Below are 22359 nucleotides of genomic sequence, written 5' to 3'. Positions count from 1 at the left end.
CGTCCCTTCAGGAAGTGAGGTCGATTAGTCCCAGGCAATCACCTTTGCCTCGATCCGGGTGTTGGCGGAATAGTCCGTGGCCTGGCAATCCGTACAGGCATTGAGGCGAAAGCGGTTACCGTAAGCGACCGTACGGATCTGATCCGGGGGCACGCCGTTGACGACCAGGTGGTTGCGGAGGCGAACGGCGCGTTCCTCCGTTAATCGTTGCAGGGTAGATTTGGCTTCGGGGCCATCGGCATGGACGATTAGTAAGATACGGACGCCCGTAAAATTTCGTACGAAACTGACTAATACGTCGAGGTCGGGCGATCTTTCGGGAATGGGGTTGGCGGATAGGTAGGGATACTCGATGTCGGGTAGGGGTAAGACTGCATCCATTAGGTTCCCGTAGAGCGTGTTCCCTTCGCTCGGGAAGGCACCCCGCAGCACCTGACTCGGTACGGACCCGCCGGTAAAAGTATTTTCGGCGAGCGTCAGTACGTCGGAGGTAATGCCCCCTAACGTAGCGCTGGCGGTGTAAGCCCGGCCGGGTTGTAGGCAGACGGTGTAGTAGCCCCCCAGATCGCTAGTCGCTTCACCGGCGGGTTGTGGTTCCTCATTCGGTACTCGCCAAATTACCTTTGCACCCGCGACCGCGCCCATCTTCTCGTTGACGACGCGCCCCACGATTTCCTGACAATCACCGGGTTCCATCGCTAAATCCAGTAGCCCCGGAGACGTGTCTTCTCCCGGCCGGTAATAGAAAGCAAGGCCACGGTAACCGGGCCGGGTTACGGTAAGGTGGTAGCGCCGATCGGGCCGAAATTCGTAGCTGAGCTGGCCGAGCACGCCCGTGTAAAGGGCCTCTTCCGCCCCGTGACCCGGAGGCAGGGGCTGCTGAACGATCATTTTGCGCGCCCGACTTTCCTCCAGCGCAAACGTGGCGAGCGTGGCGGGCAGGCGTCCACTTTCCGACAATTCGGCAATCGTCACCCGCGCGTTATTTAACCGCTTACTGGTCGCCGCGTCGTAGATGGTGATAGGTTTAGTGCTGGCCCGCGAAGCCCGCAAGTCGGACAGCCCGTCACGCAGGGTGACCCGGTAGATATCGTCATTTCCGAGCCCACCGGGGCGGTTACTGGCCAGGTAAGCGGTCGTGGCGGTTGCGTTGAGGACGAACGTGATGTCGTCGGCGGCAGAATTAATCGGAGCGGGCAGCGAGACGAGCTCGCCCCAGGCACGGCCGCCGACGTCAATCCGAAAAAGATCGTACCCGCCCAAACCCGGGTGGCCGTCGGAAGCAAAAAAGAGGTTTCCGCTGAGGTGAACGTGCGGAAACGCTTCGTTACCGTCCGTATTAACTTCCGCACCGAGGTTAATGGCCGCGCCCCAGTTGCCATCCCGGTAGTCAGCAAAGTACAGATCGTACCCACCGAAGCCGCCGGGGCGATTACTGGAGAAAAAAAGGCGGCGACCATCGGGGGTAAGTGTGGGGTGCTGGTTCGTAAAATCAGGATCGTTATGGGGTAGCGGACGGATGGCGGCCCAGTCGGAACCATCGTCGTAAGCGGAAAACAGGCCGACGCTGGCCTTACCTGCGGCACCGTTTTCTGCGCCTCCCGCCAGGGTGCGAGTGAAGTAGATCACCCCATCGTCCTGGGTGAAACAGACCGGCCCCTGCTCACCACTGCCCAGTGCGTCCGTAAAGAGTTCGCCTTGCCCGGTCAATTGATTTTCTTTATGGGGGGCAGCGTAGAGCTCGAAGTCGGGTTGGCGCGAACCGAGGCTCACCCCGCGGCGGGGCTGAGTAAGGTAGACGAGGCGATCGCGGTAGAAGGCGGGGGCAAAGTCCGCACCGGGTGAGTTGATCCCCCGGCAGTTTTCGATGGTGATGGAGCCGGCACCCACGTCGTTCAGTAAAGTACCCTGCCCCGTCACGAATTGAAACGAGAGGAGGTGAAGAAGTAAGTAGAGAAAGAGGGAGCGGATCACGGTCGTAAAGATAGGGGGACGGGAATTCTCCGCCCGGGTGCGCGCCGCCCGCGTGGCGTCAGCAACTAACGGGTAACTCAGCGGCGCGCCGCTCCGTGCTAACACAAAACAGCGCATCAATCACCGTCCAATTTAGGGAAAGAGCCGCTTGATGGCATCTTCCCGCGCCTCAAAGATTCCGGCTACCTGACGGTGGACGAACAGCTTGTCGGCGATCGTCCCGAGGATACCGAGCGGGGCCTGGTAGTGCAGCACGTCACGCATTTCCGTGTGCCCATTGGGGAGTTCGCGGAAATGGTGCTGATGGTGCCAGAGGGCGAAAGGCCCAACGCGCTGGTCATCAATAAAGTGTTTGTGATGCTCGATTTGGGTGATTTCCGTGACCCAGTCGGTAACGAATAGCGGAAACGGACTGACGCGGTACTGGATAACCATGCCTTCGTACATCTCGACGCCCTGCACCGGGCTAGAAATCTTGAAACTCACGTCTTTGGGCGTAAGTTTTTCGAGGTTTTCCGGGCGGCTGAAGAAATCCCAGGTTTCGGACAGGGGGCGGGGGACGATTGAGGTGAACTCGAGGCGGCGGGGCGTCATGTAGCGGTGGCTTTGACTAGGTAAAGCGCGCAGCGGGCGGAAGGGTTGCGGTGGGCAACCAACGTAATTCGTGATGGCGCCGGACCGCCACGGAGAGAAATTTCGTTGCGTACCGCGTTTTCTTACCCGACGCAATATTTGGCCAGGCGAGAATCCTCACTCGTTAACCAAACTAATATTCGCCCATCGAGAATAAAGAAAAGGATAATTCTGCTAGAGCGCAGAATGTAGCACGGGAAGTCGATTTTTTCAAATAACAAATCCGTGAGCAATGGAGAAAGCTACGTCGCTGCCATTATCTTCGCGGTGCCGTAAAGGCAGTCACCGCTACTGCTACGGAGTGGGGCGATGCGAACCGTAGGGTGCCTCAATTTCAGCTTGTAGCTTCTATAATTCTATGCAGACCAAACCACAAACTAGGTACAGTGATCCGGAGCTCGCTGAATTTCGTGCGCTGATCGTAGGTAAACTCGCCGAAGCCAATAAACAGTTGGCGTTTTACGTGGACCAACTCACCGAGCAGACCGACAGTGACGATGGAAAGAAAAACGAGCTCGACGACGGCACCCACACCTCGGTGGTAGAGGAACTGCAAAACCAGGCCAATCGCCAGCGCAAACTGATTCAACACCTCGAATACGCCCTGATTCGGGTCGACAACAAGGCTTACGGGATCTGCCGCGCAACCGGCCTGTTGATTGCTAAGGAGCGGCTTCGCCTCGTCCCCCACGCAACCCTCAGTATTGCGGCCAAGAAGTCACACTGAGGAAGAAAATGCCCCCGGCTACGGCTGGGTTGGCCAACCGCCTACTAGTCGATTATGTAAATTTGTGGCCCTTCTACCTCGTGTGGAGGGGCCATTTTATTCCCCTCCCCTTGCGTTCACCAAGCTATGAACCGTAAAACCCTCGTCTACCTGACGCTCTTTTTGGTACTGCTGGCCGACCAGGCGCTGAAGGTCTGGGTCAAGACGCACATGTCGTACGGGGAGGAGATTCAGTTGCTGGGGTACGACCGCGCGCTGATCCACTTCGTAGAGAATAACGGGATGGCTTTCGGGCTTACGCTGGGCGGCCAGTACGGAAAACTGGCGCTGACCTTGTTCCGAATCGTCGCCGTGAGTTTTCTGTTCGTTTATTTGGCCCGCTTGATCCGCGAGCGGGCGCCCCGCTGGTTGCTGATTGGCTTCGTGCTCATTCAGGCGGGCGCGTTGGGCAACATTATCGACAGCGTCTTTTACGGGCGGTTCTTCTCGGAAAGCTCCTTTCACGGCGGCGTGGCGACTCTTTTTCCGGCAAATGGCGGGTACGCGCCACTACTCTACGGCCGGGTGGTAGACATGTTTTACTTCCCACTCTTCTACGGCACTTACCCCGCCTGGTTCCCGGTGGTTGGGGGGGAGGCATACCTGTTTTTCCGCCCGGTATTTAACCTGGCGGACGTAGCAATTTCGGTGGGGGTATTGATACTACTGGGGTGCTACTTTCGCCCGGGGCAAGAGACTATTCAACGTAAGAAGGGCGCCCCGATAGCTACCGGGGCGGGTGCAACGGAACTACCGGAGGGAGCAGCGTTGAATGAAGGCCGGGAACGACTTCTCACGAATCGCTGAATTCGCACACTACTGAAGCGAGCTAACCTACCGGTTTAGCGACGATTCACCGTGAACGACTTGACTTACGATGCGCTGAGTTCCCGAACAACGTTAGCTAAGTAACCCAGCCTGTTCTGGTTGAGGGAGTAGTAGATGAATTTTCCGTCTCGCCTCGTCCCGACGATGCCCGCCTTACGCAGAATGCCCAGGTGCTGAGAGGCAATCGACTGCTCCACGCGGATGGCAACGAAGATCTCCGTGACCGTCATTTCTCGCTCCGCCCCGAGTAAGTCGATGATCCGCTTACGTAGGTCGTGGTTGATCGCGCGCAGCACGAGCACGGCGGACCGCAGATCGTTAGAGCCGATGTTTATGGTTGCGTCTCCGTCCTGGAGAACTAAATTCTGTTGGGTGTCGTGTTCCATTACGCCTGATATTTTCAAAAAAAGTCAATGTTGTAAAATCTGTTGTTTAGTGTAATTCTGAAGCAAGACTAAAGTAAGTATAACGAATACATCCTTAAATGAATAGTAACTGAAACGCACCGTTCGTTAGTGCATTTCTTTAAAAAACCTTTTGGCTCAATCGCCAAAGATTACCTAAAAGACAATGTGAACTACACAAAGTTCTTCGGTTTGCGCCAGATAGTCGTGATCTTCCAGTTTCGCTGAAAAATCTTCCTTGACCGCTGCCTTTTCTACGGTGGGTTCAGAAAAAAGCGAACCTCTGTCACCAGCGGTAGCGGGCCTGACTGCTGAGTTCCGCTTTCTAACTTGACGCAGCCCCCCCCCGTACCGGAGGCAAGAGTTTTCAGTCGCACGCTAGGTTCCTGCGTAAAACAGCGACCTTTGGCCGGTAATCTAATTTCTGCACGCATGACCAACGTTGAATTCATCCGGCTTTTTCGCAACCCGGAGCTTTTGCTCAGTGCGGACTTTTCAGCCCTCGAACGCGTAGCGGGGCGCTACCCGTACTCCGCCAACGCTCAGTTGTTGCTCGCCATCCGCGCCGAACTTACCGGCCACCCCGAGAGCGGACGTTATTTGGAGCGAGCCGCCAGCACTACTTTCGACCGGGCGCACCTCTACGACTTACTACAAGAACTGACCACAAGCGACCAAGGTACCGGCGTGATTCTCCAAGAAGAGTCCCTCGAACTATTATCCCTCGATGAATTAGAGTCACCGGAAATCATCCTCTCCACGGTCGCGCCACCCGCCGCCGAGCAGCGCCTGGTCGAACCACTTTCGTACCCAAGCTTTGACTTGGAGGAAGCACCCCACCTTGGTCAAGAGCCCGAGCCAGCACCGCATAACACCAACGAAGATCAAATTTTTGCTGATGAACCCGGTACGAAACCCAAACCCGCGCCCGCCGTGGAGCACTCAACCGAAGCACAAGAAGAAGACTCCCCCACGTCCCCGATCGCTGAGATTACGAACCCGGGCTCACCAACACCCGCCGACACCGCTCTCGACCCCAAGGATACTAGACCACTCCGCCCGGACGATCCGGCGAAGTTTAGCGACCGCCAACCCATCAACAGCAAGGAAGAACTTCGCCACCGGCTGGCCATCATCCGCAAGCGGCAGGTAGCGGGAGAGCAGGCCAAGCCCCAATCCGTCAAGAAAGTCGCCCGGCGGAGCCTCGTCGATTCCGACGGTTTGATCAGCCCCACGCTCGCCCAAGTATTCATCAGCCAGGGGCAGTACCAGCACGCCATTCGCATCTACGAACAGCTCGCCTTGGCTAATCCGGAAAAAAGACCGACCTTTGCCTCCCTGATTCAGAATCTGAAGCGTAAACTATAATCCCCCATGGTCAATCTATTAACTATCCTGACCGGTGTTGTCTGCCTGCTCCTCATGCTCGTCGTGCTGATCCAAAACCCCAAGGGTGGTGGCATCGACTCTACTTTTGGTGGCACCCAGGCGAACCAAGTGATCGGCGCGAGCCGCTCCACGGCCGTCATTGAGAAAGTCACCTGGGGCCTCGCCGCGGCGCTTTTCATCCTGTGCATTCTTACCGCTTTAGCGGTTGGCGCGCTCGATGCGGGTGTCTCCGGGGGTATCTAAGACAACTTGGCCCCCCTCTTCGGGGATTAGTCAGTTGCCAAAATATGAAGGCCGAAACCTCCGACCTGGGGGTTTCGGCCTTTTGTCGTTAGCTGGTATTCAACAGCTCGTACGCGCCCACAAAACACTGCTCCTTCCGCACACCTTTGCACCCGTCCCGACTTAGTCGGGAGTAGTTAGTCCCGCACTTAGTCCCGGCGGCCGCACTTCGTGGTTATGACGCCCGGTTGCTGGCAGAGTAAAGCCGCCACCTTAGAGCCGTGTGTTGATGACGTTGTTGAACAGGGAGCCGAACGTGTAGCTCAGGCCAAAACTCAGCTCCGTCTCGAAGTTGGTGGCGAGCTGCGACTGCCCCAGCAGAACATCCTCCACCGAAGCTTCCCCCCGGCGCAGGCTGATCTGATCGTTGATGATCTCGTAGCTGCCACTCACATTGAACGACAGTCCCTTGATGAGACGGACGCTAGCGCTCCCCCGGACCGAGAGGCGGTTTTTCTTAAAGTCATCTAAATAGTTTCCGGCCGCGATGCCGGCAAAAATCTGTCCCCAACGCTGGCGGATTCGCAGGTCGACGTCAATCACCTGCCGCGCGAGGCTCTCTTCCATCTTCAAAAAAATGGTCTGTTCGGTATATACGTTGCGTACCCACCCCAGTCGGTAAGCAATCGTAAACTCTTTGAAGGGGACCTCGTCGTAGTTAAATATATTGTACTCGATCGCCGGGGCGAGCCAGAGGCCGTAGTCAATGTTTCTGAAGGTGGAGGAATTCATGCGGTTGAACACGCCGACGGACCAGTGGTCGCTGATGCTGCGCACGACGGAGGCGTTCATCCATAAATCCTGCCGCACCGAAGTGAGTTCCGAGCCATCACTCTGAGTCACGGCCCGTGTCCGGTACAGCAGATTGGGGTTGAAGCGAATGCGTAGTTTAGGGGTCGTCCGGTCCGCTTCGAAGCCGCCCCGCAGCCGCGTGCTGGAGCGCTGGCTTTCCTTGTCCGTGGAGAAGTTGGCGAAAACGTCAAAAATCCAGTTGTTCCAGTTGTCTTCATTAATGGTGGACAATACTGCGGTGGCTACCGTATCGCTCACCATTTCCGGAGCGGACTGAACGTTGAGCTCGGCCAGGTCACCGTAGGGCGTGCCCGCTAAAAAACCAGCCAGGCCTAGTTTGATTCGCCGGACCAACAACACGTCCCGCTCCATGCCGGTCATGATTGAAGTGGTGGCCACCTGGAACGTAAGCTGGTTACCACTCAGACTTTCCTGGCCTTTAAAGTCCAGGTTATACACCCTCCCGCCGTTACTGAGGTTGGTCGTGACGATGAACAGGTTCACGTCCGCGGTAGTGGGGTCGATCGTGTGGTTGACGTAATTCAGTTCCTGCTTAAGGTAGGTCTGACTGAAATCACACTCCGTGAAGAGATTGAGTCGCCCCTGGCCGGTGGCGGCTAAAGAACAACAGAGCAATAAAAATAGGGGGAACGATCGTACGTAACGGGTCAGAATCATCAGCTTAGCTTGGTCGGCAAAATTAGGCTTTACTTAAAGATTAAGACAACCCCATACCATGGGATGAACCTGCTTTTCAAAGATTTATTTTTAATCGACTGGTGTCATCTTACCTGCAGGTCTTGAGCAGCGCTTTCTTCACGACAAAGGACACGAAGAAAGGTTCCTCTCCGTAACCTTTTGCGCTCCGTAGTCGAATCTTTCGATTAAACCAGTTCTTGCGCGGAACGCGGGCTTAGGGCGGGCCAAGCAACTTTACTCCCGCGCCGCGGTGAGGGCGGTTTTGTACACGTCCAGCGCGCGTTCCCGGCCAACCTTATGCTCGATCAGCGGTTCGGCCGGGTAATCGGGCGTGCCGTATTCGGGCACCCATTCCTTGACGTATTCGTACTTCGCGTCGAATTTTTTCTGCTGGCTGTCGTAGTTGAAGATACGGAAATAGGGTTGCGCGTCCGTACCGCAACCGGCCGCCCACTGCCAGCCGCCGTTGTTGCTGGCGAGTTCGTAGTCGAGCAGCTTGTCCGCAAAATAGCCTTCGCCCCAGCGCCAGTCGATCAGCAGGTGCTTGGTCAGGTAACTGGCGACGATCATCCGGACGCGGTTGTGCATCCAGCCGGATTCGTTGAGTTGCCGCATGCCGGCATCCACGATCGGGACGCCCGTTTTACCGGCGCACCAAAGTTTGAATTCCGCTTCGTCGTTCCGCCAGGGAATATCGGCGTATTCCGGCCGGAAGGGTGCGTCGACTACGTGGGGGAAGGACTGGAGAATGTTGGAGTAGAAATCACGAAAGACCAGTTCCTTAACGAAGGTATCGTTGAGCGCGAGCGCCTTGCGCACTTTTTCGCGAATGGAGATTGTGCCGTGCCGGAGGTGGACACTCAGGCGGGTGGTCCCCTCCATATTGGGGTAGTTGCGCGTCTTGTCGTAGTTTTTGATTAGCCCGGTGGTGACGTGGTCGGGCGGGATGAAGTCGTCGGCGCGTTCGAAGCCCATCTCGTCCAGCGTGGGGACGGGCTGATGGTCTTTAGTCTGTAGTAGCCGGTCGGTGTACTCACCGTTCGGGTACGGCTTGAGGTAGTAGGACACGGGCTCACCGTTCGGTAAGGTGCTCATACGTTCAGCAAGGTTCTTTTTCCAGGTGCGGAAGAAAGGAGTGAAGACCGTGTAGGGGCCGCCAGCTTTCTTCTGTACTTCGTCGCTTTCGAAAACGATCTGGTCCTTGAAGTGGTGGAAGCTGCCGCCGCGGGCTTCGATGAGGTCGGCTACGGCTTTGTCGCGAGCAATGGCGTAGGGCTCGTAGTCGCGGTTCACATAGATAGCTTTTACGTCGTACTCATCGAGCAGTGCTTTCCAGATATCAAGCGGGTGGCCGTAGAATGCTCGCAAGTCACTACCCATTTCGCGGTAGTGATCGGCCAATTTCTGGACGTTATCACGGATAAACATCACCCGGGCGTCCGCCTTTTCGGGTAGCTTATCGAGGATTTCGCGGTCGAAGATAAAGATGGGGAGGACGGCGTTATCCGTATCACTGTCGTTACTTTCTACGGATTTTTGCGCGCGGTAGAGGCCGGCGTTGTCGTCAAAACGGAGGTCGCGGCGGTGCCAGAAGATGGTGACGGTTTGCTTCATGGGTGTTGAAAGATGGCGACTGGAAATTTGTTCGAGGAAAAGGCGGTAGGTGGTAGGCGGTAGGCGGTAGGTGGTAGATACTTAAGTTGGTTGGCGACTTAATTGTTATTCTGGTGAGTCCGTAGGGATTGAACCGCCCAGACGCCGAGGAGGATCTCCGCAACGGTTCCTCCGATGAAGTTGATGGAGGGGAGTCCGTCCACTAAGAAACTTAGTATTCTTCCGGCCGCCAGCCCCAGCATAAATACCGCCAGGCTTACCGTCGCAGCGTGCCAGTAGGCGGGGTTGCGGATGCCCGTCCACCACAGCCCGACCATGCCCAGGTAGAGGCCCGAGATGGCGCGGAAGATGTTTTTCTGGTCGGGCGTATCGGCAACAAAATCAAAGCCAAAAGCGAAGATACCGTCGGCCAGTTCCGGATTCAGCCCGTAGCCCAGGGCAATTGGGATGATGAGCACGACCGCCGTAATCAGTGGATAGTTTTTACGCTCGTTCATACTGCATTATTAAACACCCGCCTACCGCCTATTTTGCCTACCGCCTACCAGCCTACTCCCTCCGCACCCAGTCCCAGCCAACGACCACCCACTCCTGCCCCGTCGTCGCCGTTTGGATGCTCAACTCTTTAAAGCCGATCCGCTCGTGGACCCGGCGCGAGCGGGTGTTGTTGACGTCGATGGAGGTGATCAGGTAAGGATAGTGCAGGCTGTAGCAGGAGCGCATGTATTTATACATCCGGTCGACGACTTTTTGGCCCCGGGCTTCTTCGGCCACGCAGACTTGGCCCATGCCCAGGTAATTTACCCCACCCAATAATTCACCGTTCATCTCGGAGCCGTCCTGCAGCGCCCAGACGGGCGTGAGGGTCGGGATTTTCGCCGCGTAGGGGCGCAGCATGGCCAGGGCGTAGCCGACTACTTTCGTACCTTTCTTGGCGATCACGGCGGCGGTGTTGTTGTTCATATCTTCCAGCACGTCGTAATCGTGGACGGCGGAAAGGAATCCTTGCGTTTCAGCAACTTCGGCACCGACGCTGGTCTTCAGATTGGCGCGCTGTAATTCGATGATCTGCCTGAGTTCGGTCTTTTTGCGGGCCAGGGTGATACGGATCTCATCGGGGTCGTAATACATGTTGGTGTCTTGTGGGATACGCCCAAATATATTGCTCCTCCCCCACTCCCCTGGCATCCAGCGACCGCGCCAACTCCATTTCTGCACAATACCGCGATTTCTTTGTTGTAGGAGTGTACGCGGAACAACTGCGTTTTTAATTTTCTAATAAAAATAATTCCACATGGGACTCATTTCCTTCCTCAAGAACAAAGGCAAGAACATCTTCGGCAAAGAAGAAAAAACGGCGACCAAAGAAGTCACCGTCAGCAAAGAACAACAATTAAAAAAAGAGGTCGAACGCTTCGGATTCAGCGTCGATGACATGAAAGTCCAACTGCAGGGCGAGCAGGTCACCGTCACCGGCAAGGCCAAGGATACGGCAACCGCCGAACGCGTCTCGCTAGCGCTCGGTAACGTCGATGGCATCAGCTCGGTCGATAATCGGCTAACCGTTGCCGCCCCCACCGTGGAGGCGAAATACTATACCGTGAAGGACGGCGACAGTTTGTCCAAAATATCCAAAGCGATGTACGGCGACCCGATGAAGTACGAGCAAATCTTCGAAGCCAACAAGCCGATGCTGGAGCACCCCGATAAGATTTACCCCGGGCAGACTTTGCGGATTCCGCAGGCGTAGGTTTTAGGCGGTAGGCTGGTAGGCGGTAGTTGTACCGTACAGTATTAACCACCATTCAACTGCTGTTCGCTGAATTAGAAATGGCCTCTTTCCTTGCGGAGAGAGGCCATTTTCAATTTGTGGTAGTTGCTACGAACGCTTTGCGGCAACTACTTTTTTGGCGGCGGCGACGATGTCCTTGATGCCGAGGCCGTACTTATCGAGCAGTTGTTCGGCGGTTCCGGACTCACCGAAGGTGTCGTCCGTGGCCACGAATTCCTGGCGGGTCGGCTGGTTTTTGGAGAGGCACTCGGCGATGGCGCTTCCGAGGCCACCGTATTTGTTGTGCTCCTCGCAGGAGACGACGGCGCCGGTCTTTTTGGCGCTGGCGATGACGGCTGCTTCGTCGAGGGGCTTGATCGTGTGGATGTTGATCAGGTCGACGCTGATGCCTTCTTTTTCGAGTTGGCGGGCGGCTTCAACGGCGTACCACACGAGGTGACCGGTGGCGAAGATGGATACGTCGCTGCCTTCGTTCAAGTGCAGGGCCTTGCCGATCTCGAATTTTTGACCTTCAGGAATAAAAATTGGCCAGCTCGGGCGACCGAAACGGAGGTAAACCGGGCCGTGGTGCTCGGCAATTGCCTGGACGGCGGCCTTAGTTTGGTTGTAGTCGCAGGGGTTGATGACGGTCATGCCGGGGAGCATCCGCATCATGCCGATGTCCTCGAGAATCTGGTGCGTGGCACCGTCTTCGCCGAGCGTCAGGCCGGCGTGGCTGGCGCAAATCTTCACGTTCTTATCGCTGTAGGCGATGCTCTGGCGGATCTGGTCGTAGACGCGGCCGGTAGAGAAGTTGGCGAAGGTAGTCGTCATCGGGATCTTGCCGGCGGTGGCCAGTCCGGCGGCAACGCCCATCATGTTGGCCTCGGAAATACCGCACTGGATGAAGCGATCGGGGTAGGCGTTGATGAAGTCTTCGGACTTCATGGAGCCACGGAGGTCGGCGGTGAGCATGATAATGTTGTCGTGCTTGTCGCCGGCGGCTTTGAGGCCGGCACCGAAGCCGTCGCGGGTGGCTTTTTTGCCGGTTTGTTGTAGTTTATCTAGGGTCAGCATAGCTGGGATATTTATGGTTGTGGAACGATGTTGCGCGGACGCAGGTGCAAAGAAATAGGGGAACTAGCCAAGACTGGTTCCCGCCGACGGAATAGCCCGCTCAATTATTTGAGGGCGCGGAGTCGGGATAATCGCCCAGTGTCTCCTCCAATTGATCGAGCGCGGTGACCGTCTGCTCGTCGCTGGGTGCTTTACCGTGCCATTTGTGGGTACCGACCATGAAGTCTACGCCCTGGCCCATCTCGGTTTTCATGACGATGCAGGTCGGTTTGCCGTTCCGTTTCGCGGCGGCTTCCTTGAGCACTTTTACGGTTTCGGCCATGTTATTGCCGTCCATTTTCATGATGTCCCAGCCGAAAGCAGTGTACTTCTCGGTGAAGCTTTCTACTTCAAGGACTTCCTTCGTGGGGCCGTCGATCTGCTGGCCGTTGTCGTCGATGATGAGGACGAGGTTTTCGAGTTTGTTGTGGGGCGCGAAGAGCGCCGCTTCCCAAATCTGACCTTCCTGCTGCTCACCATCGCCGGTGAGTACGAAGACGGTGCGGTCATCTTTATCCATGCGTTTGGCGATGGCCACGCCGCAGGCCACGCTGACGCCCTGCCCCAGGGAGCCCGAGGAAATACGGATGCCGGGAAGACCTTCGTGCGTCGTCGGGTGACCCTGCACGCGGGAGTTGATCTGGCGGAAAGTGGCCAGTTCCTCCACTGGAAAGTAACCGGAGCGCGCCAGCACGCTGTAGAAAACGGGACTGATGTGGCCGTTGGAGAGAAAGAAAACATCTTCCCCCTTCCCTTCCATACTGAAGCTCGGGTCGTGCTTCATCACGTCGAAGTATAGCGCCGTGAGGAGGTCCGCGTTACCGAGGGAGCCACCGGGGTGACCGCTCTGGCAGCCATGAACCTGGCGGATGATGTCGCGCCGGACCTGGCTGGCGATGCGTTCTAATTTGGGGATGTCTGACATAGATGGTATAGTTTTTCCGCACGCGTTGCGGGGCGGCGGAGGGTGTTTTTAGTGAGCCAGGGCAAGATACGGCCTTAGATTGCTTAACGGCAAAGCTAAGTAATGGATTCCCGCACCTAAGCCGGCTAATTGGTAACCAAACCGTGGTTACTTTGTGCGAAACGCGCGCGGCGGTTGGCAAATTCAGTAACGCTACGCACTGCTACCACGGGCTTCTCACCGCAAGAATCATTAGTATGGCTACGGTAGTTTACGTACGGAAAAGACTTTGTCACTCTCGCCCCACCAAGCCGACTTTGATTTCCCCCACCACGAAGCGACCACGCCCGCGCTCGGCCAGCACGCCCATGTCCGTGAGCGTATAACCTTCTAGGAAACTAGCCAGCTCTTCGTGCCGCGCCGACCCGAGTACGCCGCGCGCGGTAAGTTCTCCGTCCCGCACCCAGTTAGCGACGTAGTTGAACATCGTCTCCACCTTGACGCCCCGCCGCTGGGCGACTTCCGCCACGGGGATGCCCTCCTGCAGTAAAGCCAGCGCCGAACCCTGTTTGGTCGGTACGATCCCGTTGCTTTCCGTTCCCGCCCCCCCCGTACGCTGATTCGCGCTACTTCCCTTACGTACGTTATGTAGTTTGACAATCCGCAAAATATCATCCCCGTGTTCCGCGGCCTTCCGTTTCCCGATACCTTTTACTTTGAGTAGCGCACTTTCCGTGACGGGCCGAAAAGTACTAATGGCACCAAGTACGGCATTACTGGCGACGCGGTAGGCGGGGATCTGTAGCTCATCCGCCCGCTCTTTCCGCCACTGCTTAAGCTGGTTCAGTAATTCCGCGTGCTCCCCGTCGTCAGCAGTGGTCCGCACGGGTTTAGTGTCGGTTGATACGGCGCGCCCCAGACGGTCAAAATCGTACCGTGCCTTTAGCCGGGTATTCAGGTACTCCAGGGCGGTGAATCCGGACGCCACCCACGCAAACAATTGTCGTTTGATGAAATACCCGCGCCGCAGCTCTTCCAGGCCTTCGTCTAACCTGGCCTGGACGCTTTTATTCTCACATACGTACGTAAAGCTCGTCAGGCGTTGACCGAGCGGGCCGGCGAGATATTTGTTGAAATACCCTGCGGCGGTTGCGAGCCACTGCTGGACGGATTCATCTTGCTCGGGGTTCTTACCGGCGGCGCGTAGTTTCGCTAAGTGCTTCCGAGATTTCAGCCCCACAATAACCAGGTCCCGGTCCAACTCCTCCCGCAACGTGCGAAAAACTTCTTTCCCGCCCCCCGTGATCACCGTTTGCGGGTGACCAAAGATTGCCGCTACGTGTGTTGCCTGGCGGCTCACTTCGGTGAAGTCGAATAATTGATTGAGGCACACGAACTGAAATTTGAGCCGATCCGCGGCCAGGTCGTCCGGCGTGGGCTTGTTCAACTCGGCCGCTTTGGAATGGTCGGCGACCAATTTATCCGTCCGCACGGAGCGGCGGTTGATCCGGCTGCGGAGCGTAATGCCCCCGAAGGTGCGGCAGCGGCTCAGCGCAACGTAAACCTGCCCGTGGGTAAAGGAGTCGGCGGCGTCGATGGAGAGTTTCTCAAAGGTCAGCCCCTGGCTCTTGTGGATCGTGATGGCCCAGGCTAACCGGAGCGGGTGTTGCCGGTAGGTACCAATCGTTTTATCCTTTAATTCACCCGATAGCTCATCGACCGATTTCTGCATGTTTTCCCAGATGACGGGCAGTACCGAGAGGGCTTCCTCGTCCGGGCACCGCACGGTGATGGTTTCGTCTTCGATGTTGGTGATCCGGCCAATCTTTCCGTTATAGTAGCGCTGCTCCTGGGTATCGTTGCGGTTGAACATTACCTGGGCGCCGACCTTAAATTGCAGTTTACGGTCGTTGGGGAACATGCTCTCGGGAAATTTATCCTTTACCTCCGCGTCAAATACGTATTCCAATCCTGGTTGCCGGGCGAGTTTTTGCTTGTTGATCGTGGTGGCGGTGCGGTTGTGGGAGGTCAGCGTGATGGCGCCTTCCTCGTCGGGCGAACTGCTCTCCGGGCGGTAGCGGGAGTTGAGCAGGCTGACGACTTCGTCATCGAGTTCGTTATTACGGACTTTATTCAGTAGGTCGATAAAATCACCATCCTTTTGGCGGTAAATGTGGGTAAGGGGAATGTTGACCGGCGCGGCGCGGGCCATGACCTTGGCGCTGAAGTAGTAGGGGGAATCGTAGTGTTCGAGCACTTTATCGCCTTCCGGGCCCCTGACGACCGGTGCTAGTTGGTGCAAATCGCCGATCATTAGCAGTTGCACGCCGCCGAAGGGCTGCATATTATTACGTACGGATTGCAGCGTGGTGTCGATGGCGTCCAGCACGTCGGCCCGCACCATGCTGATCTCGTCGATGATGAGCAAGTCGATGTTGCGCAAGACGCCACGCTTCTGCCGGCTCAGCTGATACATCCGCTCAATCTTCTGGCCCGGAGGAATGAAACCGAGCGGCAGGGTAAAGAGGCTGTGAATCGTCTGCGCTCCGGCGTTAATCGCCGCCACTCCGGTCGGAGCGACCACGGCGGTGCGCTTGGTCACTTCACGTTTAACGCGATGCAAAAAGGTGGTTTTGCCCGTACCCGCCTTGCCCGTAAGAAAGACGTGGCGGTTCGTGTAGGCGACGTATTCGAAGGCTAATTCCTGGGCGGCGTTGATGGTAGCGGTGGTGAGCATGGAGAAAACTGTTATTGTGCGTTGGCCACAAGTACCGGATTTAATTATTGGTTACTCGTTGTTTAATCGTTTGTTTGCGAATTTATTCGTTTTGAAACGACTGCACAGTAGAGTATGTAAGCCAAAGGTAAAGCCCCCAATTATTCGCTCCTTACTAATCTTCCTTGCACCCCGCGACCGCGCAAAAAAACCCGGCTAAAGCCAATGCATTTCGGGTATAATCCGCCGCAGAGATTTTACGCAATTAAGGAACCCAACTCAACGCCCCACGTTACCCAGTTGATTATCTAGCCCCCAAGAATTGACTTCCGATGAACATCCTGACCCTGAACGCCGGCTCCTCCTCCCTGAAAGCCGCCCTGCTCGACGCCGCCACCGGCCGCACGCTTTTCGACATGACCGCTGAGCGACTGCTCGACGCGCCCGTGCTCCAATTCTCCGACGGCACCACTATCGAGCTCGAAAGCAAGGGGCCGGAACGCGCCATCGCCGTCTGCCTCGAAGCGCTGGCGGACAAGCTGAAGGACCACCAAGTCGACGGCGTCGCCCACCGCGTCGTCCACGGCGGGGAGGCGTTCGACCGGGCAGTGCGCATTACCGAGGAGGTGGAAGCGACCATCGAAAGCCTGATTCCGCTTGCGCCGCTCCACAATCCGGTGAATTTGAAGGGCATCCGGGTGGCGAAGGACGTGTTTCCGGACGTCGATCATTTCGCCGTTTTCGACACCGCTTTCCACCAGTCGCTGCCCACCCGCGCTAAAACTTATGCGCTACCCAAAGCCCTCGCCAAAAAGTACGGCATCCGGCGCTACGGCTTCCACGGCACAAGCCACAAATACGTTGCCGCCACCGCCGCGGCCTTCCTCGGCGCGGAGCCTTCCGACTTACGGATCATCTCCTGCCACCTCGGTAACGGCTGTTCGGTGACCGCCATCGAGTACGGCCGCTCCATCGAGACGAGCATGGGTATGACGCCGCTCGAAGGTCTCGCAATGGGTACCCGCTCCGGCGACATCGACCCGAGCATTATCGCTTACCTCAACCGGGAAGCTGGCCTGAATCCGCAGGAGATTGACGATATTTTGAATAAGAAATCCGGCCTACTCGGCATGTCCGGCATCAGCAACGACATGCGGGCGATCCTCGACGCCTCCACGCAGGGCAACGCCGACGCGCAGTTGGCCGTGCAGGTATTTACCCACCGCTTGCGCAAGTACATCGGTGCTTACGCCGCGATCATGGGTGGCGTGGACGCGATCGTTTTCACCGGCGGCATCGGCGAAAATAGCCCGATCATCCGTCACCGTGTGGCCCAGCGATTAGACTACCTCGGCGCGGTGATCTACGAAGATTTCAATAACTCGGTGGAGCTGTCGGACACCCACCCCGTCGCCGAATTCAACATGCGCCACAGTCGGGTGAAGCTACTGGCGGTGCGGACGAACGAGCAACTGGCCATGGCGCGGGAGTGCGCGCGATTGATCCAGAAAGAGGATTCCGTCAATACGCTGCCGACGATTCCGGTCGCCATTTCCGCGCGCCACATTCACCTGCGGCAGGAGACGGTGGACGCGCTATTCGGGAAGGGCCACGAGTTACGGGTCAAGAAGTGGCTATCGCAGCCCGGTCAGTTTGCGGCGGAGGAAACGGTGACGGTCGTTGGGCCGCGCAACCAGATCGAGCGGGTGCGGGTGCTCGGACCGGTCCGGACGGTCGACCAACTAGAAATTTCGCGGACGGATGAGTTTTTTCTCGGCATCGACGCGCCGGTGCGCGAATCCGGCAAGGTGGACAATACGCCGGGGTGCAGGATCATCGGCACGGCGGGCAGCTACGACCTCGAAGACGGCGTGATCTGCGCCTGGCGCCACATCCACATGACGCCGCAGGACGCGGAGGTCTTTGCGGTGCAGGACCGGGACGTGGTGGAGGTGACGGTCGGCTCGGGCGAGCGGGCGCTGACATTTGGTAATGTTTTAATTCGGGTTAGCCCGAAGTATAAGTTGGAAATGCACATCGATACGGACGAGGGGAATGCGGCGGAGATTAATTCTGGGGACGAGGGCGTGCTGTCGGAGACGTCTGGGTTGGGGGTGTTAGTGAAGCGGCGGGTTGGGTAGGCGCGCGCGCTTGCCCCGACTAAGTATGAGACTAGCTGCGCGGTCGCGGGTGCCGGGGTGGTTAAATCGTATCAAAGCGAGGATAAAAGTTATCTAGTATTTGCACGGTAGTAGCGGGTTCCCGGTCTGGCGTAAGAAAGTTTAACACATTATGTAGGAAACCCATAAATAGACCGTGATAACTTCCATCATGATTAACACCTCGATAAAGATTCTCCTATTTTTCTTAATTGCACCCATCAGCCTACTTGGTCAAAATAATTGCCAAATAATTGATGAGGACGGACGGGGAATTCCTTACGTAAACGTGTACCTGCCGAGCGAAAGCAGCGGCGTCCTTAGTGACGAAAACGGTCACTTTACGTTCCCGGACGGAGGTCTTAGCGACGCAACGGAAGTAGTCTTCTCCTGCCTGAACTTTAAGGTGCTGACGACTACAGTCGCTGCGGGAAAGTCGAGTGCTACCAGTTGTAGTTTCGCCCTGGAGCAAGAAAACTACGAGTTGGCAGCGATTGAGGTCACGGCATCCACGCCCGAGTATTCCAGCAAATGGTTGGGGGTGCCGGCCCCGCGGTTCTACAGTAGAAGAGGTTATAATCTTGGCGGCTCCGGGAGTGAACGTGCGGTATTGATCGAAAATAAAAAGAAAGGCCGCCTCGATAGAATTAGCGTATTCGTTAGCAACGTAACCGTAGACTCTTTTAACGTAGAGGTCAATATTTATGACTTTAAGGATGGCGTAGCGGGCGGAAAATTACAAAAGGAAAGAATATTCGTAACAATTGCAGAAAGCGACAATAACGAAGCCTACGAGATCTTGGTGAAAGACCTTAATCTGTACGTTACGGGCTCATTTTTAGTCTCGGTAACGATGCTAAACGTGCTGGACGGAGGCGTGGCCATGTTAGAATCCGTTGTTAAAAAGAAACATGAGGGATTTGAACACAGGATGGACGGAAGGTGGGTGATCGCTTCGGATGCGCCCTGTATTTCGGCACTGGTGAGCTATCCGAAATAGACACATCGCGGCTTGCTGTGTTCGCATTTTTTCACCGGCAGTTGGCCCGGTGACGACCCATATCTGGAAGACCACCGCAACCAAATATTAGCGTCAAGTACGGCATCCCTTGCTAATAATTTGAGCGAGAACTTAAGGCAGCGACCACCAAGCAACATCGACGCGCGTACCCCATTCCCCTGCTTCATCCCACCCCGCCTCGCACCCGCGACCGCGCCCACCGCCAGAGGCAGCAGCAAAGCTAAAGACTGGCTAAGTGCGGCTATTTACCCGTTCGAACTCCAAAAATATCCGACGGTAAGCCCCCCGTAAAATTTTCTGGCTAGCTTTAGCTACATTGCCAGCGTATTTAAACTCACTATTATGAAACGACTTCTACTCCTCCTCGCCATCTGCGTCGCGGGCCTCACCGGCCTCCACGCCCAGCGAACCATCACCGGCACCGTCATTGACGACACCGCCATCCCCCTGCCCGGAGCCTCCATCCAGATCAAGGGCACGTCCCTCGGCACGGTGACCGACGTGGACGGCAACTACAACCTATCCGTGCCCGAAAGCGCGCGGACGCTCGTCTACAGCTTTACCGGCTTCGGCACCATCGAAATGCCCATTGGCGAAGCGACCGGATCGACGTTATTCTCCCCACCGGCACGCTCCTCGACGAGGTCGTCCTGATTGGCTCCCGCGCCGCCGGCCGGACCAAATTGACGACGCCCGTACCGGTCGACATCGTAAACGTCTCCGAAGTAGCTTCGGCCAGCGCGCAAACGAACGTGAACCAGTTGCTGAACTACGTGGCCCCGAGTTTTAGCTCCAATACCCAGTCGATCTCCGACGGAACGGACCACATCGACCCGGCTTCCCTGCGTGGCCTCGGCCCGGACCAAGTGCTCGTGCTCATCAACGGCAAGCGGCGCCACAACACCGCACTTGTCAACGTCAACGGTACTTTTGGCCGGGGTAGCGTCGGTACGGACCTCAACGCCATCCCCGTTGCCGCCATCGAGCGCATCGAGATTCTGCGCGACGGCGCCTCGGCTCAGTACGGCTCCGATGCCATTGCCGGCGTGATCAACATCATCCTTAAGGACGACACGGGCCTGACGCTGAACGCCGAGACCGGTGCTTACTTCAGTTCCGAAATCCCGACCAGGACGGCTCCACGGACGGTGAATTCACCCAGCTCAGCGCCAACTACGGCTTACCGATCGGTACGGAAGGTGGCGTGATCAATCTGACTGGCACCTTCGACAACCGCGACTTCACCAACCGGATGCAGCAGTGGGAAGGCAGCATCTTTAGCGGTTACAACGACCCCAACTACACTGGCGAGGCGGGTGACGACATCACCGAGCAGGAATTAGCCCGCCGGGGCTTAGAGCGCAGTGATTTCAACATGCGCGTCGGCCAGTCGGCCATCCGCAACGGTGGCTTGATGGCTAACCTGGAATTGCCTTTGGCGGATGCTTCCGAGATCTACGCCTTCGGTGGCATCAACTACCGCCGGGGCAACGCCGCCGGTTTCTATCGTTTACCGAACCAGAGCCGGACGGTGACGGACATCTACCCCAACGGTTTCCTCCCCGAAATCAATTCCAACATCAACGATGCTTCGCTGGGCGCGGGCATCCGGGGCATGTACAACAAGTGGGAAGTTGATTTTAGTAATGTTTATGGACAGAACAGTTTCAACTACCTGATCACGAATACCCTGAACGCCAGCCTGGAAGGTGCCAGCCCGACTTCCTTTAATTCCGGCGGGTTCAACTTCTCCCAGAACACGGCCAACGTAGACATCCGTCGCTTCTTCGACGATGCACTAGAAGGCCTGAACATCGCCTTCGGAGCGGAGTACCGCTTAGAAAACTACGGCATCACGGCCGGGGAAGTAGGTAGCTATCGAAATTACGGTGCGGCTACGGCCTTTACGACCGCAGGTGGCGACGAAATCGTGATTCCCGACGGCACCGGCCCGCTCAACACGGTATTCGACCCCCTCGGTCGCTCCCGCCCCGGTGGCGCGCAGGTCTTTCCGGGTTTCCGCCCCGAGAACGAGGTGGACGCTTACCGCAATAGTGTCGGTGTTTACGCGGACGTAGAAGCCGACGTAAGCACCAGATTGCTACTTGGTTTGGCCGCTCGCTTTGAGAACTACAGCGACTTCGGTTCCACGGTAAACGCCAAACTGACCGGTCGCTACAAAATCTCGGATAACTGGACGGCACGGGCCGGAGCGAGCACGGGCTTCCGGGCACCTTCGCTGCACCAGCTGAATTACAACGCTACGTCGACCATCTTCGTGGACGGTGTCCCATCCGAAGTCGGTGTTTTCAGCAACGACAGCCGGCCGGCGCAGCTACTCGGCATTCCCCAACTCAAGCAGGAGGAAAGCACCAACTTGAGCGGTGGCTTTACGGGTCGTATTCCGAGCGCCAACCTGAGCATCACGATTGACGGTTACCTGATCGACATTAAAGACCGGGTCGTGCTGACCGGAGAGTTCTCTAGTGATCTCAGCCCTGAGATCGCGGAACTACTCCGCCAGGCCAACGCCAGTAAAGCGACGTTTTTTGCCAACGCGATCGACACGCGGACTTCAGGTATCGACGTGGTCGTGACTTACGACAATCGTTTCAACTCCGAAAGTAGCCTCCGGGCCAGCCTCGCCGCCACGTTCGCGCAGACCAGCCTACAGCAGATCAACGCCGACGGCATTCTGGAAGGTCAGGAGTCGACCTTTTTTGACCGGACGAGCCAGATCTTTTGGAAAGTGCCGTGCCCCAGACCAAGGTCAACCTAACGTTGAACTACAAGCTCAACAAGTTCGATGTCTTTTTCCGTAACGTCTACTTCGGTTCCGTCGACGAGGCTACGAACGAAGAGCTCAACAACCAGGAATTCGCTGGTAAGGTCGTCACCGACCTCAGTCTCGGTTACGCAATTAGTGAGCGGCTGAAGTTTACGCTCGGCGCTAACAACTTGCTGGACGTTTACCCCGATAAGAACATTGAGGCGAACCGGTCTTCCGGGCGCTTCATCTACAGTCGCCGGTCGCAGCAGTTCGGGTCTAACGGGCGGTACATGTTTGGCCGGGTGCAGTTTACGTTGTAAGTATTGTTTGATTTAAGGTTGAGGGCTTGTAGCCCGAACGTGACGGCGGCAGCTACCGCACGTGCGTTCGGGCTACAAGCCCTCAACCTCTTTGTTTTATAGCTGTCGTTCGCAGCAGTTCGGGTCTAATGGGCGGTACTTGTTCGGTCGGGTGCAGTTTACGCCGTAAACATTACGTGATTATAGGTCGAGGCCCTCTGG

21 protein-coding genes are annotated in these 22359 nt (G+C 56.7%); 11 read left to right on the top strand and 10 right to left on the bottom strand.

The annotated features are described in order from the left end of the window. Positions 1-24 precede the first annotated feature (24 nt). Entirely contained in the window at positions 25-1974 is a 1950-nt protein-coding gene (locus tag GGR27_RS13395; RefSeq protein WP_168038117.1) for an OmpA family protein, read from the bottom strand. 132 nt (positions 1975-2106) lie between these two features. After that, complete coding sequence (locus GGR27_RS13390) at positions 2107-2568, bottom strand: SRPBCC family protein (protein WP_168038115.1); 462 nt, start codon at positions 2566-2568, stop codon at positions 2107-2109. 397 nt (positions 2569-2965) lie between these two features. Here GGR27_RS13390 and GGR27_RS13385 point away from each other — a divergent pair, with 397 nt between their 5' ends. Together GGR27_RS13385 and GGR27_RS13380 are read left to right on the top strand one after the other, a co-directional pair. After that, complete coding sequence (locus GGR27_RS13385) at positions 2966-3334, top strand: TraR/DksA family transcriptional regulator (protein ID WP_168038113.1); 369 nt, start codon at positions 2966-2968, stop codon at positions 3332-3334. Positions 3335-3460: 126 nt separating this feature from the next. Continuing rightward, positions 3461-4180: a lipoprotein signal peptidase gene (locus GGR27_RS13380; protein WP_168038111.1), complete on the top strand. Its 720-nt coding sequence runs from the start codon at positions 3461-3463 to the stop codon at positions 4178-4180. Positions 4181-4245: 65 nt separating this feature from the next. On the opposite strand, the gene GGR27_RS13375 is transcribed toward GGR27_RS13380, so the two are convergent. Continuing rightward, complete coding sequence (locus GGR27_RS13375) at positions 4246-4587, bottom strand: ArsR/SmtB family transcription factor (protein WP_168038110.1); 342 nt, start codon at positions 4585-4587, stop codon at positions 4246-4248. A 450-nt stretch (positions 4588-5037) separates the two neighbouring features. Between GGR27_RS13375 and GGR27_RS13370 the strand changes: the two genes are divergently transcribed. Further along, positions 5038-5973, top strand: a complete 936-nt coding sequence (locus GGR27_RS13370; RefSeq protein WP_168038108.1) for a hypothetical protein — start codon at positions 5038-5040, stop codon at positions 5971-5973. 6 nt (positions 5974-5979) lie between these two features. After that, entirely contained in the window at positions 5980-6237 is a 258-nt protein-coding gene (secG, locus tag GGR27_RS13365) for a preprotein translocase subunit SecG (protein ID WP_168038106.1), read from the top strand. Positions 6238-6489: 252 nt separating this feature from the next. On the opposite strand, the gene GGR27_RS13360 is transcribed toward secG, so the two are convergent. The 4 genes from GGR27_RS13360 to GGR27_RS13345 all read right to left on the bottom strand — a co-directional run bounded on the left by GGR27_RS13360 (position 6490) and on the right by GGR27_RS13345 (position 10512). Then, entirely contained in the window at positions 6490-7746 is a 1257-nt protein-coding gene (locus GGR27_RS13360; protein WP_168038104.1) for a hypothetical protein, read from the bottom strand. Between the two features lie 255 nt (positions 7747-8001). Beyond that, positions 8002-9381, bottom strand: coding sequence for a cryptochrome/photolyase family protein (locus tag GGR27_RS13355; RefSeq protein ID WP_168038102.1), 1380 nt, complete (start codon positions 9379-9381; stop codon positions 8002-8004). A 98-nt stretch (positions 9382-9479) separates the two neighbouring features. Then, a complete protein-coding gene (locus GGR27_RS13350; RefSeq protein WP_168038100.1) occupies positions 9480-9878 on the bottom strand; it encodes a DUF4345 domain-containing protein in 399 nt (132 codons plus the stop codon). A gap of 52 nt (positions 9879-9930) precedes the next feature. Further along, positions 9931-10512, bottom strand: coding sequence for a GNAT family N-acetyltransferase (locus GGR27_RS13345; RefSeq protein WP_168038098.1), 582 nt, complete (start codon positions 10510-10512; stop codon positions 9931-9933). Between the two features lie 163 nt (positions 10513-10675). Between GGR27_RS13345 and lysM the strand changes: the two genes are divergently transcribed. Beyond that, entirely contained in the window at positions 10676-11131 is a 456-nt protein-coding gene (gene lysM, locus GGR27_RS13340; protein WP_168038096.1) for a peptidoglycan-binding protein LysM, read from the top strand. A 129-nt stretch (positions 11132-11260) separates the two neighbouring features. Here lysM and GGR27_RS13335 read toward each other — a convergent pair whose 3' ends face one another. From GGR27_RS13335 to GGR27_RS13325, 3 genes are all read right to left on the bottom strand, one after another. Then, a complete protein-coding gene (locus GGR27_RS13335) occupies positions 11261-12229 on the bottom strand; it encodes a transketolase family protein (RefSeq protein WP_168038094.1) in 969 nt (322 codons plus the stop codon). Positions 12230-12329: 100 nt separating this feature from the next. Further along, entirely contained in the window at positions 12330-13193 is an 864-nt protein-coding gene (locus GGR27_RS13330) for a transketolase (protein ID WP_168038092.1), read from the bottom strand. A 271-nt stretch (positions 13194-13464) separates the two neighbouring features. Then, positions 13465-15909, bottom strand: coding sequence for an HRDC domain-containing protein (locus GGR27_RS13325; RefSeq protein ID WP_168038090.1), 2445 nt, complete (start codon positions 15907-15909; stop codon positions 13465-13467). Positions 15910-16220: 311 nt separating this feature from the next. Between GGR27_RS13325 and GGR27_RS13320 the strand changes: the two genes are divergently transcribed. The 6 genes from GGR27_RS13320 (at position 16221) to GGR27_RS20300 (ending at position 22158) form a co-directional block, all read left to right on the top strand. Further along, positions 16221-18029 carry an acetate/propionate family kinase gene (locus tag GGR27_RS13320; protein ID WP_168038089.1) on the top strand — a complete coding sequence of 603 codons (1809 nt, stop codon included), beginning with the start codon at positions 16221-16223 and terminating at the stop codon, positions 18027-18029. Positions 18030-18219: 190 nt separating this feature from the next. Then, positions 18220-19047: a carboxypeptidase-like regulatory domain-containing protein gene (locus tag GGR27_RS13315; protein ID WP_168038088.1), complete on the top strand. Its 828-nt coding sequence runs from the start codon at positions 18220-18222 to the stop codon at positions 19045-19047. A 363-nt stretch (positions 19048-19410) separates the two neighbouring features. Continuing rightward, positions 19411-19722, top strand: coding sequence for a carboxypeptidase-like regulatory domain-containing protein (locus tag GGR27_RS19860; protein WP_209037945.1), 312 nt, complete (start codon positions 19411-19413; stop codon positions 19720-19722). 29 nt (positions 19723-19751) lie between these two features. Continuing rightward, positions 19752-20276, top strand: coding sequence for a TonB-dependent receptor plug domain-containing protein (locus tag GGR27_RS19855; protein WP_209037944.1), 525 nt, complete (start codon positions 19752-19754; stop codon positions 20274-20276). Continuing rightward, the gene (locus tag GGR27_RS19850; protein ID WP_209037943.1) at positions 20273-21847 is read left to right on the top strand and encodes a TonB-dependent receptor plug domain-containing protein; all 1575 of its coding nucleotides are present in this window, start codon (positions 20273-20275) and stop codon (positions 21845-21847) included. The genes GGR27_RS19855 and GGR27_RS19850 overlap by 4 nt, the downstream gene beginning before the upstream one ends. Next, positions 21823-22158, top strand: coding sequence for a TonB-dependent receptor (locus tag GGR27_RS20300; RefSeq protein ID WP_209037942.1), 336 nt, complete (start codon positions 21823-21825; stop codon positions 22156-22158). Before GGR27_RS19850 ends, GGR27_RS20300 begins: the two co-directional genes overlap by 25 nt. Positions 22159-22359 lie beyond the last annotated feature (201 nt).

It is taken from the genome of Neolewinella antarctica, assembly GCF_011927835.1.
GTDB classification, from domain to species: domain Bacteria; phylum Bacteroidota; class Bacteroidia; order Chitinophagales; family Saprospiraceae; genus Neolewinella; species Neolewinella antarctica.
The sequence above is the reverse complement of the archived record's forward strand: the minus strand, read 5'-3'. Positions and strand labels throughout refer to the sequence as shown.

What these genes read in the sequence shown, in the direction of transcription:
- GGR27_RS13355 (WP_168038102.1), bottom strand. Translation starts at nt 9,381, where the DNA reads ATGAAGCAAACCGTCACCATCTTCTGGCACCGCCGCGACCTCCGTTTT.
- GGR27_RS13335 (WP_168038094.1), bottom strand. Translation starts at nt 12,229, where the DNA reads ATGCTGACCCTAGATAAACTACAACAAACCGGCAAAAAAGCCACCCGC.
- GGR27_RS13320 (WP_168038089.1), top strand. Translation starts at nt 16,221, where the DNA reads ATGAACATCCTGACCCTGAACGCCGGCTCCTCCTCCCTGAAAGCCGCC.
- GGR27_RS13375 (WP_168038110.1), bottom strand. Translation starts at nt 4,587, where the DNA reads ATGGAACACGACACCCAACAGAATTTAGTTCTCCAGGACGGAGACGCA.
- GGR27_RS13360 (WP_168038104.1), bottom strand. Translation starts at nt 7,746, where the DNA reads ATGATTCTGACCCGTTACGTACGATCGTTCCCCCTATTTTTATTGCTC.
- GGR27_RS13350 (WP_168038100.1), bottom strand. Translation starts at nt 9,878, where the DNA reads ATGAACGAGCGTAAAAACTATCCACTGATTACGGCGGTCGTGCTCATC.
- GGR27_RS13390 (WP_168038115.1), bottom strand. Translation starts at nt 2,568, where the DNA reads ATGACGCCCCGCCGCCTCGAGTTCACCTCAATCGTCCCCCGCCCCCTG.
- GGR27_RS13345 (WP_168038098.1), bottom strand. Translation starts at nt 10,512, where the DNA reads ATGTATTACGACCCCGATGAGATCCGTATCACCCTGGCCCGCAAAAAG.
- secG (WP_168038106.1), top strand. Translation starts at nt 5,980, where the DNA reads ATGGTCAATCTATTAACTATCCTGACCGGTGTTGTCTGCCTGCTCCTC.
- GGR27_RS19860 (WP_209037945.1), top strand. Translation starts at nt 19,411, where the DNA reads ATGAAACGACTTCTACTCCTCCTCGCCATCTGCGTCGCGGGCCTCACC.
- GGR27_RS13380 (WP_168038111.1), top strand. Translation starts at nt 3,461, where the DNA reads ATGAACCGTAAAACCCTCGTCTACCTGACGCTCTTTTTGGTACTGCTG.
- GGR27_RS13370 (WP_168038108.1), top strand. Translation starts at nt 5,038, where the DNA reads ATGACCAACGTTGAATTCATCCGGCTTTTTCGCAACCCGGAGCTTTTG.
- lysM (WP_168038096.1), top strand. Translation starts at nt 10,676, where the DNA reads ATGGGACTCATTTCCTTCCTCAAGAACAAAGGCAAGAACATCTTCGGC.
- GGR27_RS13385 (WP_168038113.1), top strand. Translation starts at nt 2,966, where the DNA reads ATGCAGACCAAACCACAAACTAGGTACAGTGATCCGGAGCTCGCTGAA.
- GGR27_RS13315 (WP_168038088.1), top strand. Translation starts at nt 18,220, where the DNA reads ATGATTAACACCTCGATAAAGATTCTCCTATTTTTCTTAATTGCACCC.
- GGR27_RS13325 (WP_168038090.1), bottom strand. Translation starts at nt 15,909, where the DNA reads ATGCTCACCACCGCTACCATCAACGCCGCCCAGGAATTAGCCTTCGAA.
- GGR27_RS13330 (WP_168038092.1), bottom strand. Translation starts at nt 13,193, where the DNA reads ATGTCAGACATCCCCAAATTAGAACGCATCGCCAGCCAGGTCCGGCGC.